Below are 16,644 nucleotides of genomic sequence, written 5' to 3' on the forward strand. Positions count from 1 at the left end.
ACGGTTTCATAGAGGCCGTGATTTTCTTATGGGAGACGGGACGATGAGAAGAACACATGTGTTCGCAATTGCGGCTGCCGCCTTGGCAGCTCTCTTTTTTTCAGTGATGGCGCTGCAGGTCAGCAGCGCCCGGACGCTGTTTGTGGATGAATATATGAAAACAAAGCTGCAGGGCTGGGAGAGCCTGCGCCCTTTCTTTGAGCTGGTGAAGCATGCCGGCGCAGAGCCGGGAGTGGCTGTTGTCCTTGTGCCGGCGCTGATCTGGCTTTGGCGCAAAAGACGCATCATGTCCATGCTTGTATTTCCGGCCGCCGTTGCCCTTACGCAGCTGGCCAATAAGGTGGCAAAAGGCATGATTGCCCGTGAGCGCCCGCTGCTGGCAGAGGGCGTGCAGGAGGCGGGCTACAGCTTTCCTAGCGGGCACGCAATGATCAGCATCGTTCTGTACGGCTTTCTGCTGTACCTCATATTCCAAGAAAAAGTTGGAAAGCCTATGAGGGGAATCTTTGCGGCAGCGGCGGTGCTGCTGATTGCGGCTGTGGGACTGAGCCGCGTCGTGTTGTCTGCCCACTATCCGTCCGATGTGCTCGGCGGGTATTGCCTGGGCGGCATAATACTGATTGGATGCTGTTATGCGGATTACTACCTGCATGCCCGCTTTCGGAAGCAGTAGCACCCCGTCTGCCTCATAAGGAGGCGGAAGCAGTGAAAACAACTGTACAAGGACTTGATGGATGGGGGCGTACGGGCCGGTTCATTCATCGTTTTCGCTTTACGTGTATCGGCATTTTGCTCCTCTTTGCGGTGTCGCTTGGTATATTCGCGCCCAAGCTTCCATCCGTGCTCGGCGGGGATGGCTTCAAGACAGCGGGGGATTATCAGCGTGCCCGCAGCATCCTCGAGGAGGATTTCAAGCAATCGCAGGACACACTGCTGCTTGTATTCCGGCGAAAAGCAGGGACGGGGCAGCCGGAATACAAGCAGCGTGTCGCAGAAATGATTCAGCGCATCCAGAAGACGGAGCCGTATGCGGCCTTTCGCCATCCCTTGCAGAACCCGGCCATGATGAAGGAAGATATAGCTTACGCCGCTATTTTGCTAAAGGGAGACACCATGAAAGAGCTGGAAAAACGGACGCTGGCCTTTGCGAAGCGGGCCGAGATGATGAGCGACGACGCGGTGGACGTGTCTCCGACGGGATTTACGGTCATCAATGATGAAATTAACAAGCGCAGCCAGAGCGACCTGAAGAAGGCAGAAATGATCGGGCTGCCGATTGCCTTTTTGGTGCTCCTGCTTTCCTTTGGCAGTCTGACAGCTTCCATCCTGCCAATTATCAACGGGGCGCTGAGCGTGGGTGCGACAATGGGCGTGCTCTATTTTCTCGGCCGGGAAAAGGAGCTGTCGATTTTCGTGCTGAACGTGGCTCCGATGATCGGGCTGGCGCTCTCGATTGATTTCGCCCTCCTGTTTGTCAACCGGTTTCGCGAGGAGCTGTCCCGGCGGAGCGTGGAGGACGCGGTGGCGGTCACGTATCAAACAGCGGGCCGGGCCATTTTATTTTCCGGGCTGTGTGTGTTCGTTGGTTTATCCGGGCTGTTCTTCTTTCGGATTGATTATATCCAGTCTGTGGCCATCAGCGGGATGATTGTTGTGCTGCTGAGCATGCTGTTTTCCTTGACCATGCTGCCGGCAGCCCTGTCGCTGACCGGCAGGCGGCTGCTCGGCCGCGGCAGCGGAACAGGCCATGTCTTCTGGCGGCGCTTCGCAGCCAGTGTGATGAGATATCCGGTAGCGATTACAGGCATGGTGCTGGTGCTGATTGCCGTCTGCCTGCTGCCGCTGCGCGATGCTGATTTGAAGTTCCCGGGCATTGAGTCGCTGCCGGAGGAAAGCAAGGCGCGCATTGCTTATGAACAATATGAAGCGGAGTTTAACCGGCTCGCCAAAACAAACGCGGACGCCACGGTCATTGTAGAGGCCAATCAGGCGATGACAGAGGCCGATACGCTGCGGAAGCTGGAGGAGCTGGCCCGCAGGCTTGCGCGTGATAAGAGCGTGAAGCAGGTCACGAGTGTGTTCAGCATGGCCGGTATGTCCAGCACGGAGCTGTCGCTGCTCCTGGAATCGCCGCAGCGCGATCTCGTGCAGCCGGCCTTCACCGCCTATACACATGGAAAACGGGCGCTGCTGCAGCTGTATCTGCAGGAGAAGCCGAAGTCCGGGGCAGCCAAGCAGTGGGTGCGGGATTTTAAGGCTGCCTATGATATGGAGGGCTTCTCCTATACGCTTGGCGGCGTCACGACCTTTGAACAGGAGCTCGAGGATGAAATCCGCCGGAACATCGGCATCAGCATGAGCGTGATTCTGGGGTCCACCTTTTTCATCCTGCTTGCTGCCTTCCGCTCCCTGCTCATCCCGCTGAAGGCCATTCTCATGAACCTGCTCAGCCTCAGCGCCACCATCGGCCTCATTGTGTGGTTGTTCCAGGGCGGACGCTTCGGACTGGAGCAGAGCACAGTCATGCTGGTCCTGCCGGTGTTTATCTTCGGCCTTGTATTTGGGCTCAGCATGGACTATGAGGTGTTTCTCATTTCCCGCATGTACGAGCTGTACCAGGAAACGCGGGATAATGATTATGCGACGCTGGAGGGGCTTGTATCGACAAGCCGCATCATTACCTCGGCGGCGCTGATCATGATCGTCGTGACCGGGGCATTTGCTTTCACGGATATTCTCCCGGTGCAGCAGATGGGGCTCGGGGTGGCGCTTGCCATTCTGCTCGATGCCACCGTCATCCGGCTGCTGCTTGTGCCGAGCTTGATGAAGCTGTTCGGAGACTGGAACTGGTGGCTGTTCAACCGAAGGAGCGCGGCCAAGCATCAGCCCCGCTATGAATAAGCTCCCCCTCCCTTTGCCAATAGTATGTGGTAAGAACAAGTACAGGGATGGGTGATGCAGAATGTTTCGGTACTTTAAGTTCAAGCTGAATGATACAGTTCAATTTGCAGAGCGTGACAGCCATTTGTACCGGATTGTCGGCTACCGGCTTGAGCGAAGCGGCCACGAGGAATGGGCCTATGTCGTATATGAGCTGCTCCGTGATTTTGACGGGTATATGGTGGATGCGGAGGAAGCGGAGCTGGTGAAGGTTGTGGAAGTGGAGGGCGAGTATTACAAAATCCAGAACAAGTGCGGCTACACATACCCGGTGAAAATTAAGCCGGTGCAGCCTCCCGCACCGGAGCCGGTGCAGCCGGAACGCCGCATTGACGAGCTCTTGGATGCCTATAACGACTATAAGCGTTTGGCGGCTTTGTTCAATGATTTGTCCTATGAAACGAAGGCGGAGGAAGTGCTTGGGAAGATGCGTTACATACAGCAGTAGGGGAGGGCATGAGCCCTTCTTTTTTGTGCAAAAAAACGCCCCTGCCACGCAGGGACGCCAGTTCACGCATAAGCCGTTTCCGTTTTCTTGTTGTAGGAAATTACATAGTCTGTTGTATACGCGCACACCGCCACGGAGACCATCGTGTAAATGACCTGATGCCAGCTGAGATACACGAGCGAGAGCACCAGAACAAGGGCATCAAAAATGAGGTAAATTTTGCCCACTGACATCCGGGACAGCCTGCTGAGCAGGAGCGACAGAATATCATCGCCGCCTGTTGCGCCGCCGCAGCGCAGAATAAGCCCGAGGCCGATTCCGATGGTCAGCCCCCCTGCCATGGCGGCCGGCAGCAAGTATTGCGATAAATTTATTTGAAATGGGGAGTAATGCTCCATCAGTGCATAAAACAGGGAAAACGAAACGGCGCCAAGCACCGTTTTGTAGGCCAGGCGTTTGCCGAGCAATTTGGCGCCCAGCGCAATCAGCGGGAGATCCAGCAGCAGGGTGGTGATGGAAGGAGAGATATGGAACACCTGCTGCACCAGCAGCGCGATGCCGATAAAGCCGCCCTCCGCCAAATTATTTTGCGCATGGATATGATAGAAGCCCGCCGCTAAAATAAATGATCCGAACAGAATAGAAACAACATCTTGCCAACGAATCCATCTCATAGTTATTCCTCTTTCGTAGTTAGTTTTGGCACACTTGCGATGGGAAACTAACTACGGCAAGCAGCTAGTTCCCCGGGGCACTAACTACTTACGCTATATATAGCAGAAGGAATAACGAGGCTGTCGGTCCAACATGCTTTCGCCCACTTTCGTGTTTGATTGCCCAGATGCAAAGTCCGAACAAGCAGACACGCTATGTGTACGATAAATCTTGACGTTTCCAGATGCTCCTTCGAGCACACATGGTATCCAAATCCTTTCTCTGTAGGATGTAATAGTATTTTATCATATGAAAGAAAGCAAAGAAAAAGAATAGAGAAAAAATTAATAAATTTTTAATATATCAAATTACGTCCCATCCTGCAAGGGATAAGCAAAAACTGTAAGAAATATTTTATGTGAATGATTTCACAATCCATTCACAGCCTTTCTCAGGAAAATGCTGTATAGTGAAATCAGCAAGGAAATGTGAAAAAAATCACAATTGGCCTTGGTGGGACATTAAATGACTTGAAGGGACATATGAAGTCCCGGTAGGAGGAGAATTCTCATGGCAGTGAAGGAAAAGGATACCGTACAATTGCAGGACACAGCAGGGATGATTGACGGGCTTGTCAAAAAGGGCAAACAGGCATTACATAGCTTTGAAAGCATGACGCAGGAGCAAATCGACCATATTGTCCATGAAATGGCGCTGGCCGGCCTCGATCAGCATATGCCATTGGCGAAGCTGGCAGTGGAGGAAACAGGCCGCGGCATTTACGAGGACAAAATTGTGAAAAACATATTTGCGACAGAATACATTTGGCACAACATCAAAACGGATCAAACAGTCGGCATCATCAACGAAGATCCGCACACAGGCCTAATTGAGATTGCGGAGCCTGTCGGTGTCATTGCGGGGGTCACACCGGTTACCAATCCAACCTCCACCACCATGTTCAAAGCCTTAATTGCGATTAAAACACGCAACCCGATCATTTTCGCTTTCCACCCATCCGCGCAAAATTGTTCCGCTGCAGCAGCCCGCGTGCTGTATGAGGCAGCAGTGAAGGCGGGTGCACCTGAGGGCTGTGTACAATGGATTGAGCAGCCGTCCGTGGAGGCAACGAAGCTATTGATGAACCATCCGGGCGTGGCGCTTGTACTGGCAACCGGCGGCTCCGGCATGGTGAAATCCGCGTACAGCACAGGGAAACCGGCTCTTGGCGTAGGTCCCGGCAACGTGCCTTGCTACATTGAGAAAACAGCAAAAATCAAGCGTGCTGTCAACGACCTGATTCTGTCCAAGAGCTTCGATAACGGTATGATTTGTGCATCCGAGCAGGCTGTCATTGTGGATGATATCATCTATGAGCAAGTGAAAGCGGAGCTGACGGCAAATGGCTGCTACTTCGTGACGGAGAAAGAAAAGCAGCAGCTTGAAAAGCTTGTCATCCGCGAAGATACGTGCGCGGTAAACCCGGATATCGTCGGCAAATCCCCGCAATACATTGCGGAATTGGCTGGCTTTACAGTTCCGGAGGGTACAAAAATACTTGTGGCTGAGCTGCCGGGCGCCGGTCCTGAATACCCGCTGTCCCGCGAAAAGCTGAGTCCGGTCCTTGCCTGCATCCGTGTCCAGAACAAAGAGGAGGGCTTCCGCCAGGCGGAAAATATGCTGGAGCTCGGCGGCCTCGGCCATACAGCCGTCATTCATACAACAGATGAACAGTTGCAGCGGGAATTCGGCTTCCGGATGAAGGCATGCCGGATTGTGGTGAACGCCCCATCCGCACAAGGCGGCATCGGCGATATCTATAATGCCTTCCTGCCATCCCTGACACTCGGCTGCGGCTCCTACGGCCATAACTCTGTCTCTATGAACGTGACTGCCGTACACCTTTTGAATGTCAAACGCATTGCCCGCCGCAACAACAATATGCAGTGGTTCAAGCTGCCGCCCAAAATTTATTTCGAGCAGCATGCCACACAATACCTGGCGAAAATGCCGAAGATCTCCCGCGCTTTTATCGTCACAGACCCGGGCATGGTGGATTTGAAGTATGTGGACACTGTGGTGCATTACCTGAACCAGAACCCGAACCAAGTCCAGATTGAAATGTTCTCTGATGTGGAACCCGATCCCTCTGATGAAACCGTGTTTAAGGGTGCGGAAATGATGCGTTCCTTCCAGCCGGACGTCATCATCGCCCTTGGCGGCGGCTCTGCGATGGATGCGGCGAAAGGCATGTGGCTCTTCTATGAGCATCCGGAAACAAGCTTTCACGGCTTGAAGCAAAAATTCATTGATATCCGCAAACGTACCTTCAAGTATCCGGAATTGGGCGGGAAAGCACAGTTTGTGGCCATCCCGACTACATCCGGTACAGGGTCTGAGGTCACACCGTTTGCCGTCATTACTGACAAAAAGAACAACATCAAGTATCCGCTGGCTGATTATGAGCTGACACCGGACATCGCCATCGTCGATCCGCAGTTCGTGATGACAGTGCCGCCCCGTATCACAGCAGATACCGGCATGGACGTTTTGACACATGCCATTGAGGCATATGTATCCATCCTGGCAAACGACTATACAGACGGCCTGGCGCTGAAGGCCATTGAGCTTGTGTTCAAGTACCTGCCCCGTTCCTACAAGGACAGCAGCGATACAGAAGCACGTGAAAAAATGCACAATGCCTCTGCCATTGCCGGTATGGCCTTTGCGAACGCATTCCTTGGCATCAACCACAGCCTAGCGCACAAAATCGGGGCCGAGTTCCATATTGCCCACGGCCGCGCCAATGCCATTCTGATGCCGCATGTCATCCGCTACAACGCGCAAAAGCCATTCAAGCACGCGCTGTTCCCGAAATATGAGCACTTTGTCGCGGATGAGCGCTATGCGCAAATTGCCCGCCTGCTTGGTCTGCCGGCCCGCACAACTGAGGAAGGCGTCAACAGCCTCGTGCAGGCCGTCATCAGCCTGGGCAAAGAGCTCAACATCCCAATGAGCATTGCTGCCCAGGGTGTGAGCCGTGAAGAATTTGAGAGCAAAGTGAACTTCCTGGCTGAACGTGCTTTTGAGGATCAATGCACAACTGCCAATCCGAAGCTGCCGCTGATTTCCGAGCTGGCCGAAATTTACCGCCAGGCATACGAAGGCGTATAAAAGAAGGGGTGCCCGCGCGGCACCCTTTTCCTTTTTGGCCTCTCTCGGCTACAATGGGAGGAGCATAGAAAAGGAGACAGCATCATGCAGACAAGAAAAATGGGAGAATGGTGCGAAGTGCAGGTTCCAGGAGAATGGAACGGCCGGAGCATCGACAGTATTTTGAAAGAGGAATGGCAGGTGCCCAAGAAGCTGCTGCACCGCTACCGGATGGAGAAGAGCGTGCGGCACAACGGAGCGGAGGCGCCGTGGAGCGCGCTGCTGAAGGAAGGCGACAAGTTGGGCATCCGTATGTTTACAGCGGAGCCGTATGGCGTGGAGCCGGAATACATGGAGATAGAAGTGCTGTATGAGGATGACCATGTGCTCATTGTCCATAAGCCGGCCGGGATGGATACGCATCCGGCTGATGCCGGAGGAGGAGGCACGCTGGCGAACGGTGTGGCCTTCCATCTGCAGATGGAAGGGGTGGAAACAAAGGTGCGCCACATTCACCGCTTGGATCAGGATACAACAGGCGCGGTCGTGTTTGCCAAGCATGCGCTGGCTGGCGTCATCATGGACAGGCTGCTGACGGAGCGGCAGATTAAGCGGGAGTACGAAGCCTTGGCAGAGGGAAGGCTTCGGCAGAAAAAGGGAACCATTGATGCCCCGATCGGCCGGGACCGCCATCATCCGACGCGCCGCCGGGTGTCGCCAAACGGAGACCGTGCCGTAACGCACTATCAGGTGGAACGGTACGACCGCAGTCAGGATGTGACGCTGGTGCGGCTGCAGCTGGACACCGGGCGAACGCATCAAATCCGCGTGCATATGAGCCATATCGGGCACCCGCTTTTGGGAGATGCCCTGTACGGCAGCAGGCGGGCCGGGATGGGGCGGCAGGCGCTGCATGCCCGCCGCGTGTCGCTCCAGCACCCCATCACGGGAGAGCAGCTCACTGTAGAAGCGCCGCTTCCGACGGATTTTTCAGCTTTGCTGCAGCCCTGACATTGAGTTTGTACAAAAAAAGGCTGCCCTCGGGCAGCCTTTCCGTTTACGGACGTGTAAATTCTTGGGACCAAATATTCTGTGTGGATTCATATCCGACACCGATGCGTGTGTAGTTGCTGTTCAGGATGTTGGCGCGGTGACCCGGGCTGTTCATCCAGGCCTGCACAACCTCTTCAGGCGTACGCTGTCCTTTGGCGATATTCTCACCCGCATAGGAGTAGGAAACACCGAACGTGCGCATCATGTCAAATGGAGAACCGTAAGTCGGGCTTTGGTGGTCAAAATAATTATTGGCGCGCATATCATTGGATTTTGCCTGTGCCACCTTTGACAGGGCGGCATCTGATGTTAAAGCGGCAAGTCCTGCTTTGCGGCGTTCCGCATTTGTCAAATCAATCACCCGCGCTTCAGCAGTTGACACTGAGCCGCCCGTGACACTGGAAGGTGCACTGGGAGCCGGTGTTGTTGCCTTCGGTGTGATAGAGCCTGTATTCGGTGCAGTTCCTGTGCTTGGCGTTGTCCCTGTACGCGGTGCAGTCCCTGTGCTTGGCGTCTGCTGGTTCGGACATGGGCAAAGACGCACGTAGCCTCCGCCTGGCACTGTTGCAGTCTGCTGATAGCCATAGCTGCCGGCTGGGTTATAAGAGACGGCATTTGGTGTAACGTAGCCGCGGGCATTGCGGGCAGGCACCGCATTGTTCAGGGATGTATTGCCGCTGTTCGACATATTGGTACCGGTACGGTCTGTCAGATTGGTGCGGTCCGTCACGTTTGTATACGTATTGGTGCGGTTCGTCATACCCGTGCGGTCGCGGTCTGTCAGACGATTGCTTGTATTGCGCAGCGTATCATTGGCAGACAGATTGTTCGGTGCGGACGCGTTTCTTCTTTCATTATCGCCGCAGCCTGTCATGGCTGTCAGGGACAGGGATAAGGCTGCGATGGTTGTGAGTGTACGCAAGCGTATCATGGCTAAACCCCCCTTTTTGAATAGCACCTGAAGTGCTTTCCCTTGTATTGTCTCTCTTTAAGGGGGGCGCATGCTTGGGAATTGCTCGCAGTGTTGGAAGCATTATAGCTGACACATTTCACTAAGGAAAATAAAAGCAGGCTGATGTTCAGCCTGCCTTCTGATTAGGAGCGTGCAGCCGCTGCTTCCCGCATTGGGACAGCCTGCGCCTGTTCTGCCGCTTCGAGCAGCAAATCCACAATGTGGACCGCCTTCATTTTATGGGACAAGCCTTCCCGTTCAATGCCAAGCTTCATTTGCAGCAGGCAGCCCGGGTTGGCTGTTACGATGGTTGTCGCCTGGGTTTCATGCACACGTTCCATTTTGTAATCCAAAAATTGCATGGACAGTTCGGAGTGCACGATATTATAAATGCCGGCAGAGCCGCAGCAGCGGTCGGCATCCTTCATTTCTACATACGTTGCACCCTGAATGGCCTTCAGCAGGTCACGCGGCTGGGCAGATGTCTTTTGGACATTGCGCAGGTGGCAGGAATCCTGATAGGTAATCAGCTGCGGCGGCAGCTGCATCGGCACCTTCTTGTGCAGCTCGAGCTCCGCCAGTACAGCAGAGATATCCTTGATTTTCGCAGCAAAATTCTTCGCGCGCTCCGCCCATTGCGGCTCATCCTTCAACAGGTAGTCATAATCCACCAGGTAAGCGCCGCAGCCGCCGGCGTTGGTGATGATATAATCGACGCCCAGATTTTCAAATGCGCGGATGTTGTTCTTCGCCAGTTCACGGGCACCGTCCTTTTCGCCGGCATGTCCGTGCAGCGCGCCGCAGCACGCCTGCTCCTTCGGAATGACAATCTCGCAGCCGGCCAGCTGCAACAGCTTCATCGTGGCGTTATTTGTTTCCAGGAACATGGTGTCCATGAGACAGCCTGTGAAGAATGCCACACGCTTCTGCAATGGCGCGATGGAAGGCAGGAACTCCGGCCGGTTTTTCATTTCCTTCACCTTCGGCACCTGCGGCAGCACACGCTCCATGGTCGCCAGCGTATCCGGGAACAGGTTCATCACGCCGATGGAGCGCGCGACCTTCTGCAAACCGGAGCGTTGGTAGAAGCCGAGCAGGCCGGTCATGGTGCGCATGCGGTTTTGGTGCGGGAACAGCTCCTCAAATACAACCTTGCGCAGGGCACGGACCGGTGCAGAGAATTTCTTGTTCTGGTTGATAATATCGCGTGCCTCCTCGAGCAGATGGCCGTATTTCACCCCTGATGGGCACACCGGTTCACAAGCGCGGCAGCCGAGACAGGTATTCAGTGTATTTTCGATATCCTCATCCGGTTCAATCAGACCGTCCACAACCGCCTTCATGATGGCGATGCGGCCGCGCGGGGAGTGTGACTCCTTGAAGCCGGACTGAATATAGGTCGGACATGTTGGCAAGCAGAAGCCGCAGCGCATACAGTTGAGCAGCTCGTCCTCGTCCAGGCGCTCCTTGAACTCTTGTTGAATCTTTGCTGTATCCAGTGTTGTCATTACTCAACCACCACTCTTTTGCGGGATTCCTTGGCAAACAGCTTGCCAGGGTTCATGATGTTGTTCGGGTCGAATGCACGCTTGATGTTCTTCATCGCTTCAATGCCGGCACGGCCGAGCTTCAGCTCCAGATACGGAGCTTTCATTGCGCCAACGCCGTGTTCGCCGGTAATGGTGCCGCCCAGTTCAATGGCTTTTTCAAAAATCTCTGCGAAGGCTGCTTCGACGCGATGAATTTCATCCTGATTGCGCACATCTGTCGGGCATGTCGGATGCAGGTTGCCGTCGCCCGCATGGCCGAAGGTACAAATTTTCACGTTGTATTTCAACGCGATTTCGTTTACCGCGCGCACCATGGCCGCCACCTTGGAGCGCGGTACAGTCGCATCCTCCAAAATCGTAGTAGGCGCCAGACGGGCCAAAGCAGACAGGGCGTTGCGGCGTGCTGTCCGAAGCGCTTCCGCCTCTTCTTCGTCCTTGGCGACACGCACATCCACAGCGTTCAGGGATTTGCAAATTTGTTCAATTCTCGCGATATCGCGCTCCACAACCTCAGGCGGGCCGTCCTGCTCAATCAGCAGCACCGCTTGCGCCTCTGTCGGCAGGCCGATTTGCGCGTAATCTTCAACAACCTCAATGGTCGGCTGGTCAAGGAATTCCAGGGTTGTCGGAATAATCTTGTTGGCGATGATGGCGGAAACCGCCTTCGCCGCATCATCAATGTCCTCGTACAGCGCCAAAATCGTTTTCTTTGTTTCCGGCATTGGCACGAGCTTCAGAATGGCTTCGGTAATCACGCCAAGCGTGCCTTCGGAGCCGACGAACAGACGAGTCAAATCGTAGCCCGCCACATCCTTGGCCAGCTTGCCGCCTGTGCGGAGAATATCGCCGTTCGGCAGCACGATTTCCAGGCCGATGACATAATCGCGCGTTACGCCATATTTCAGACCGCGCAGGCCGCCGGAATTTTCGTTGATGTTGCCGCCGATTGTGGAGATTTTCATGGAGCTTGGATCCGGCGGATAGAACAGGCCTTTCGCTTCCACTTCTTTAATCATATCGAGCGTGATCACGCCAGGCTGCACAGTCACAGTCAGGTTTTCTTCATCAATCTCCAGAATTCTGTTCATATGACGGAACAGGAGAACGATTCCACCTTGAAGCGGCGTTGTGCCGGCGCAAAGGTTGGTGCCGCTGCCGCGCGGTACGATCGGAATGCGGTTGTCATTGCAAATTTTCAGGACTGCGGATACTTCCTCCGTGTTGCGCGGGGAGACGACCGCATCCGGCATCGTTTGGAATTGCGGCGTTGCGTCGTAGCTGTATGTGAGACGGCCCATGGCGGATACATCAATGTTTTCTGGTCCGACAATGGCTGTCAGCTGTTCAATGAGATTTGGTTGCAGCATAGTGTCAAAATCCTCCTTGTGAAGCGTTTTCATTTTTTGCGCGTGATCATTGTGGATACGCTTCCTTCTGCTTTCTATCATAAAAAAAAGCGGGAGCTCCCGCTATGTTTGTTTCTCTAAAAATAAACCGCTTTTATGATGGTTTTTTTGGTGAATTCTCCAATAGGCGCAAAGCGACATACAAGGTAGCCAGATCTTCAAAGCGCTTTGGATTCAGGCCAGTCGCCTCTTCAATCTTCTTAAAGCGGTAATGCAGCGTGTTAATATGGATATGCAGCTGTTCGGCCGCCAGCTTATAGGACTGGTTACAGCCAATGAACGCCTGCAGCGCTTCAAACAGCTCGCGCTCATAAACAAGGGCATACAAGGTACGCTTCAGAAATTCTTCGCGCGTATCCCCGGAAATATCCTGCAGGCACATTTCGAGCCGCAGGTTTTCATGGAATACGACGGCATGGGTCGGCAGGGCCACCTCCAAAGCCCGCAATGCCTGCTCGTAGGAGGTGTGCATCCGCTTCGCGGGCATCGTCTGGCCGATGCCGACGGCCAGCTTCACCGGGAAGGCGGATTCAGCATCCTGCTTCCATTTGTTGAGCAGGGCAGCAGTTTCCTTGGCGTCCTCCTCTCCAACGGCATGCACCAAAATGAGCCGTTCGTTGCCCCAGCGGACGAGCAGGTCCTGCTTGGGCAGCAAGGGATGCATATACTGCCAAACCTTGCGCTGCAGCAGCGGATCGCTTTCGTGCAGCGCAAGCAAAATAAGCCGCTGGCGCCCTTCCAGCGTCACGCCGAGCGCCTTGGCCCGGTCGAGGAAGGAGGGCGACCACTCGCGCCGCTGCAGCCAGTCGAAGACAAAGGCTTCGTAGGAGCGCTGCTCGAGCTCCAGCTGCTCCAGAAAATAGTTTTCGTGAATGAGCAGCTCGGTCATTTTCCGCATAATTTCACCGTATTGCGAGATGTCTTCCGGTTTCCCGGTGATGCCGATGACACCGACCACCTCGTCATGGAATAAAAGCGGCAGGCTGATGCCGGCTTTTACCCCTTGCAGCTTATGCTCGTCCTCCTTCGTGATGATGACAGTCTTCTTTTGCTGGAGGCAGAGAAGGGCTCCCTCGTGAAAGGTGCCCAGCCGGGTCGGATCCGTGCTGGCGATAATGATGCCGTTCGCGCCGACGATAATAATGTTTTCGCTGATGAGGCGGCGCACTTCACGTACGATTTTTTTTGCAAGGTCAGGAAAAAGCATGGTTGCACCTCAATTGTATTTACAAGGAATCATAGTGTTGTCATGATGGGTTTCCGATTTTTGATGTCCAGCTGCGGGGATGAGCCCCGTCGCTTTTCTACATTATAATCATTCGGAAATCCGGTGGAAAGTTTTCACACTCTCCACACAATTATTTGCTATGCTGACAGAAAGGGTAAAGTGGGGTGAGCTTTTGCGTAAGGTAATATTGCTTTTGCTGCTTGTTGTCCTGGCCAGCGGCTGCCGGGACGGGTTTACGGCGGTCGGCGCAGGGCATGTTGTGGTGACCACAAATATAAAAGAAGGCAGCCTGAGCTTCATTGATGTGGGCAAAGGCAGGGTTACGGCAACTTGGAAGGTGCAAAAGCCGGTAACCGGCACCTTTATTCTGCCGGATGGCGATACAATCGGGATGTATGGCAAGGACATGGATGGGGTGGAGCTGTATTCCTTGCAGACAGGGCGCGCTGCGGGCTCCTGGCCGACAGGAAAGGGCGTTGTCAATGCGCTTGTATCCGGGAATCGGATATTTCTGGCCAATCAGACGACAAATGCGGTGCATGTGCTTGGGGCGGATGGGAAGGAAGCCAGAAAAATTACGGTGGGGCAGTCGCCGCTTACCATGACGGAGGATGCCTCGCATCTGTATGTATTGGACTTTCATGATAAAATGGTAACAGTGATTGATAAGAAAACCTATGCGGCGCTGCGAACCTGGCGCATCCCGGCTTCCTCGGCCGGGGCAGTGGTGACAAGCCGCGGAGAGATGTGGGTTGGCGGACATGGCGCGGGCGATGTGCTGAATGAAGAGGTTCATGTCTACCGGACGGCAACCGGAGAGCTGGCGAAGACCGTACAGGCATCACAGATGCCGGTCGGCTTCGCGGCGGATGAGAAGTGTGTGTATGTGCTGAGCCACGGCACAGGGATACTCACGAAGTTTACGGCAGACGGCTATCAGGCCGTACAGTCCGAGCCGATCGGCTCAAACCCGTTCACGGTGCAAAAGTATGGGGAGCAGCTGTATGTGGCCAGCTATGACAGCGATGAAGTGTATGTTCTGGATGCCGGAACGATGAAGGTCACAGGAACGATACAAGTGGGAAAAGGACCGTTTCAGCTGACGGAAAGAAGGGGGACGAGGTAAATGAAAGCGCATCGGGTGCTCGTGGTGGATGATGAGGATGATATGCGGCAGCTGGTCGGCATGTATTTGGAGAATGCCGGCTATTACTGGCGGGAGGCGCATAACGGACGGGAGGCGCTGCGGATCATGGGGCGCGACAGCTTCGATTTGCTCATTTTGGATGTCATGATGCCTGAGCTGGACGGCATTTCCCTTTGCAAGGAAATCCGGAAAACGTCAGATGTGCCGATCATTTTTTTGACGGCAAAGGGAGAGGAATGGAACCGGGTCAGCGGACTGAAAAGCGGCGGTGATGATTACATTGTAAAGCCCTTCAGCCCGGGGGAATTGATGGCTCGCACAGAGGCGGTGCTGCGGCGCTATACAAGACAGGAGCAGGATGCGAGAGTGCAGTTTGGCCCGATTGAAATTTATGAGGCGGGCCGGACGGCGGCGGCAGGCGGCAAGCCTGTGGCGCTGACGGTGAAGGAATTTGATTTGCTGCTGTATCTCTGTAATCATGAGGGGCAGGCATGCAGCCGCGAGCAGCTGCTGGAGCAGGTATGGGGTTACGACTATGCCGGCAGTACGAGGACGGTGGACACGCATGTGAAAACCATCCGCTTAAAGCTTGGTGAGTACGGCGACCTCATTCAAACCGTCTGGGGTGTCGGCTATAAATTCGAGGTGTCGGCATGAGTCGGCTGACGATGGTCCAAAAGCTGTGGCTGACCATCAGTCTGCTCGTGGCCGGCACTCTGCTTGGCGTCTATGCGGTCTCGCTGTATGCGTATGAAAAGCTGTATGTGCAGACGATTCGCGACACACTGATTCAGGAAGGGCGGCAGCTCTCCTCCCATCATGGGGAGGGAGAGGCCGCCTTTTCCCGCCGGGTGGAGGAGTTTGATGCCGTATCAGAAGCACAAGTGCTCTATGTGAGCAACCCGCGCGACCTCAGCGCGTGCCTGCCGTTTGATGTGCAGTATACCTCCATTATCAGTGAAGCGGACCGCCAGCGGCTGCTCGCAGGCGAGGTCATTACGAAAACCGGCTATGAGGAACGCTTCCGCAGCAGTATTATGGGCGTGGTGATACCGATTGTGGAGCAGAAGAAGCTGGTCGGCATCATTTATTCCTATCTGCCGCTCAAAGGCATCCGCAGCATGATTTTGGAATTGGGCTGGATTTTGGCGCCGCTTGCCGTCCTGCTCATTGCCCTGGCCGCTTGGGTCGGCCGGAAAATTGTTCTCGCGGTGACGAAGCCGCTGCTGCAGATGGAAGCTGTGTCATGGAAAATGGCCAAAGGCGACTTCTCCGAGCGCATCCCGGTTTCCTCCCATGATGAGGTGGGCCGGCTGGCGGAAGCCTTCAACAGCATGTCGGATGCCTTACAGGAAGAGGATACGCAGCGGAAGGAGTTTTTGGCGAACGTATCGCATGAGCTGCGGACGCCGCTCAGCTATATCAAAGGATACAGCGAAGCCATTCTGGATGGCGTGGTGAAGCAGGAGCAGCAGCCGAAATTCATCGGCCTCATTCAAAAGGAGGCAAACCGGATGCAGCGGCTTGTGCATGACTTGCTGCATTTGGCGCAGCTCGAAGGAGAGCTGTTTCCGCTGCACCTGCAGCCGACAGTATTTGCCCAGCTCGTGGAGGATGTGCTTGCTTCCTATGAGCTGAAGCTGGCGGAAAAAGAGCTGCGGCTGACAATGGAGCTGGACCCGGACGTGATTGTACAAGCGGATGAAGACCGGCTCCGGCAGGTCGTGCACAATCTGCTGGACAACGCCATCCGTTATACGCCGGCGGCCGGCAGCATCACGGTGGAACTGCGGCAAGAGCAGAGCATGTGCTGCCTGCGGATTGCGGACACAGGCGTCGGCATCGCAGCGGAGCATCTGAAGCGTCTCGGTGAGCGCTTCTATCGCGCCGATAAAGCGCGCAGCCGCCAGCACGGCGGCACAGGGCTTGGCCTGGCCATTGTCAAGCAAATCGTGGCGCTGCATGAGGGGCAGCTGGAGATTCAGAGCGCTGCAGGAACCGGCACCACGGTTTTAATCCGGCTGCCGCTTGTATAAAATATTTGAGATTTGCAGAAATTCCCTCTACAATAAAGAGGAGTTTGATTTTCCTCATAGATGCAGTACAGATGAGG

At 54.7% G+C, this 16,644-nt stretch carries 13 protein-coding genes; 8 read left to right on the forward strand and 5 right to left on the reverse strand.

Annotated features, from left to right (window positions below; all coding sequences use genetic code 11):
- Positions 1-43: 43 nt before the first annotated feature.
- The 3 genes from NK662_RS07935 to NK662_RS07945 all read left to right on the forward strand — a co-directional run bounded on the left by NK662_RS07935 (position 44) and on the right by NK662_RS07945 (position 3,388).
- Complete coding sequence (locus NK662_RS07935) at positions 44-673, forward strand: phosphatase PAP2 family protein (protein WP_254758382.1); 630 nt, start codon at positions 44-46, stop codon at positions 671-673.
- Positions 674-705: 32 nt separating this feature from the next.
- Complete coding sequence (locus NK662_RS07940; RefSeq protein WP_254758383.1) at positions 706-2,901, forward strand: MMPL family transporter; 2,196 nt, start codon at positions 706-708, stop codon at positions 2,899-2,901.
- Between the two features lie 61 nt (positions 2,902-2,962).
- The gene (locus NK662_RS07945) at positions 2,963-3,388 is read left to right on the forward strand and encodes a YodN-related protein (protein WP_254758384.1); all 426 of its coding nucleotides are present in this window, start codon (positions 2,963-2,965) and stop codon (positions 3,386-3,388) included.
- A 62-nt stretch (positions 3,389-3,450) separates the two neighbouring features.
- On the opposite strand, the gene NK662_RS07950 is transcribed toward NK662_RS07945, so the two are convergent.
- The gene (locus tag NK662_RS07950) at positions 3,451-4,062 is read right to left on the reverse strand and encodes a YitT family protein (protein WP_254758385.1); all 612 of its coding nucleotides are present in this window, start codon (positions 4,060-4,062) and stop codon (positions 3,451-3,453) included.
- 550 nt (positions 4,063-4,612) lie between these two features.
- Between NK662_RS07950 and adhE the strand changes: the two genes are divergently transcribed.
- Positions 4,613-7,216, forward strand: coding sequence for a bifunctional acetaldehyde-CoA/alcohol dehydrogenase (gene adhE, locus NK662_RS07955; RefSeq protein ID WP_254758386.1), 2,604 nt, complete (start codon positions 4,613-4,615; stop codon positions 7,214-7,216).
- Positions 7,217-7,300: 84 nt separating this feature from the next.
- Positions 7,301-8,206 (forward strand): RluA family pseudouridine synthase, encoded by a 906-nt coding sequence (locus NK662_RS07960; protein WP_254758387.1) that lies wholly within the window; start codon positions 7,301-7,303, stop codon positions 8,204-8,206.
- A 46-nt stretch (positions 8,207-8,252) separates the two neighbouring features.
- On the opposite strand, the gene NK662_RS07965 is transcribed toward NK662_RS07960, so the two are convergent.
- The 4 genes from NK662_RS07965 to NK662_RS07980 form a co-directional block, all read right to left on the reverse strand.
- On the reverse strand, positions 8,253-9,179 hold the full coding sequence (locus NK662_RS07965) for a CAP domain-containing protein (protein ID WP_254758388.1): 927 nt from the start codon (positions 9,177-9,179) through the stop codon (positions 8,253-8,255).
- Between the two features lie 164 nt (positions 9,180-9,343).
- Positions 9,344-10,708, reverse strand: coding sequence for a (Fe-S)-binding protein (locus NK662_RS07970; RefSeq protein ID WP_254758389.1), 1,365 nt, complete (start codon positions 10,706-10,708; stop codon positions 9,344-9,346).
- Positions 10,708-12,117: a glycolate oxidase subunit GlcD gene (gene glcD, locus NK662_RS07975; RefSeq protein WP_254758390.1), complete on the reverse strand. Its 1,410-nt coding sequence runs from the start codon at positions 12,115-12,117 to the stop codon at positions 10,708-10,710. Before glcD ends, NK662_RS07970 begins: the two co-directional genes overlap by 1 nt.
- A gap of 133 nt (positions 12,118-12,250) precedes the next feature.
- A complete protein-coding gene (locus NK662_RS07980; protein ID WP_254758391.1) occupies positions 12,251-13,363 on the reverse strand; it encodes a CdaR family transcriptional regulator in 1,113 nt (370 codons plus the stop codon).
- 193 nt (positions 13,364-13,556) lie between these two features.
- Between NK662_RS07980 and NK662_RS07985 the strand changes: the two genes are divergently transcribed.
- The 3 genes from NK662_RS07985 to NK662_RS07995 are packed head-to-tail and all read left to right on the forward strand — an operon-like array spanning position 13,557 to position 16,567.
- Complete coding sequence (locus NK662_RS07985; protein WP_254758392.1) at positions 13,557-14,510, forward strand: YncE family protein; 954 nt, start codon at positions 13,557-13,559, stop codon at positions 14,508-14,510.
- Positions 14,511-15,188: a response regulator transcription factor gene (locus NK662_RS07990; RefSeq protein WP_254758393.1), complete on the forward strand. Its 678-nt coding sequence runs from the start codon at positions 14,511-14,513 to the stop codon at positions 15,186-15,188.
- Positions 15,185-16,567, forward strand: coding sequence for a sensor histidine kinase (locus NK662_RS07995; protein WP_254758394.1), 1,383 nt, complete (start codon positions 15,185-15,187; stop codon positions 16,565-16,567). The genes NK662_RS07990 and NK662_RS07995 overlap by 4 nt, the downstream gene beginning before the upstream one ends.
- The last annotated feature ends 77 nt before the right edge of the window (positions 16,568-16,644 follow it).

It is taken from the genome of Ectobacillus ponti (genome assembly GCF_024294785.1).
GTDB lineage: Bacteria > Bacillota > Bacilli > Bacillales > Bacillaceae_G > Ectobacillus > Ectobacillus ponti.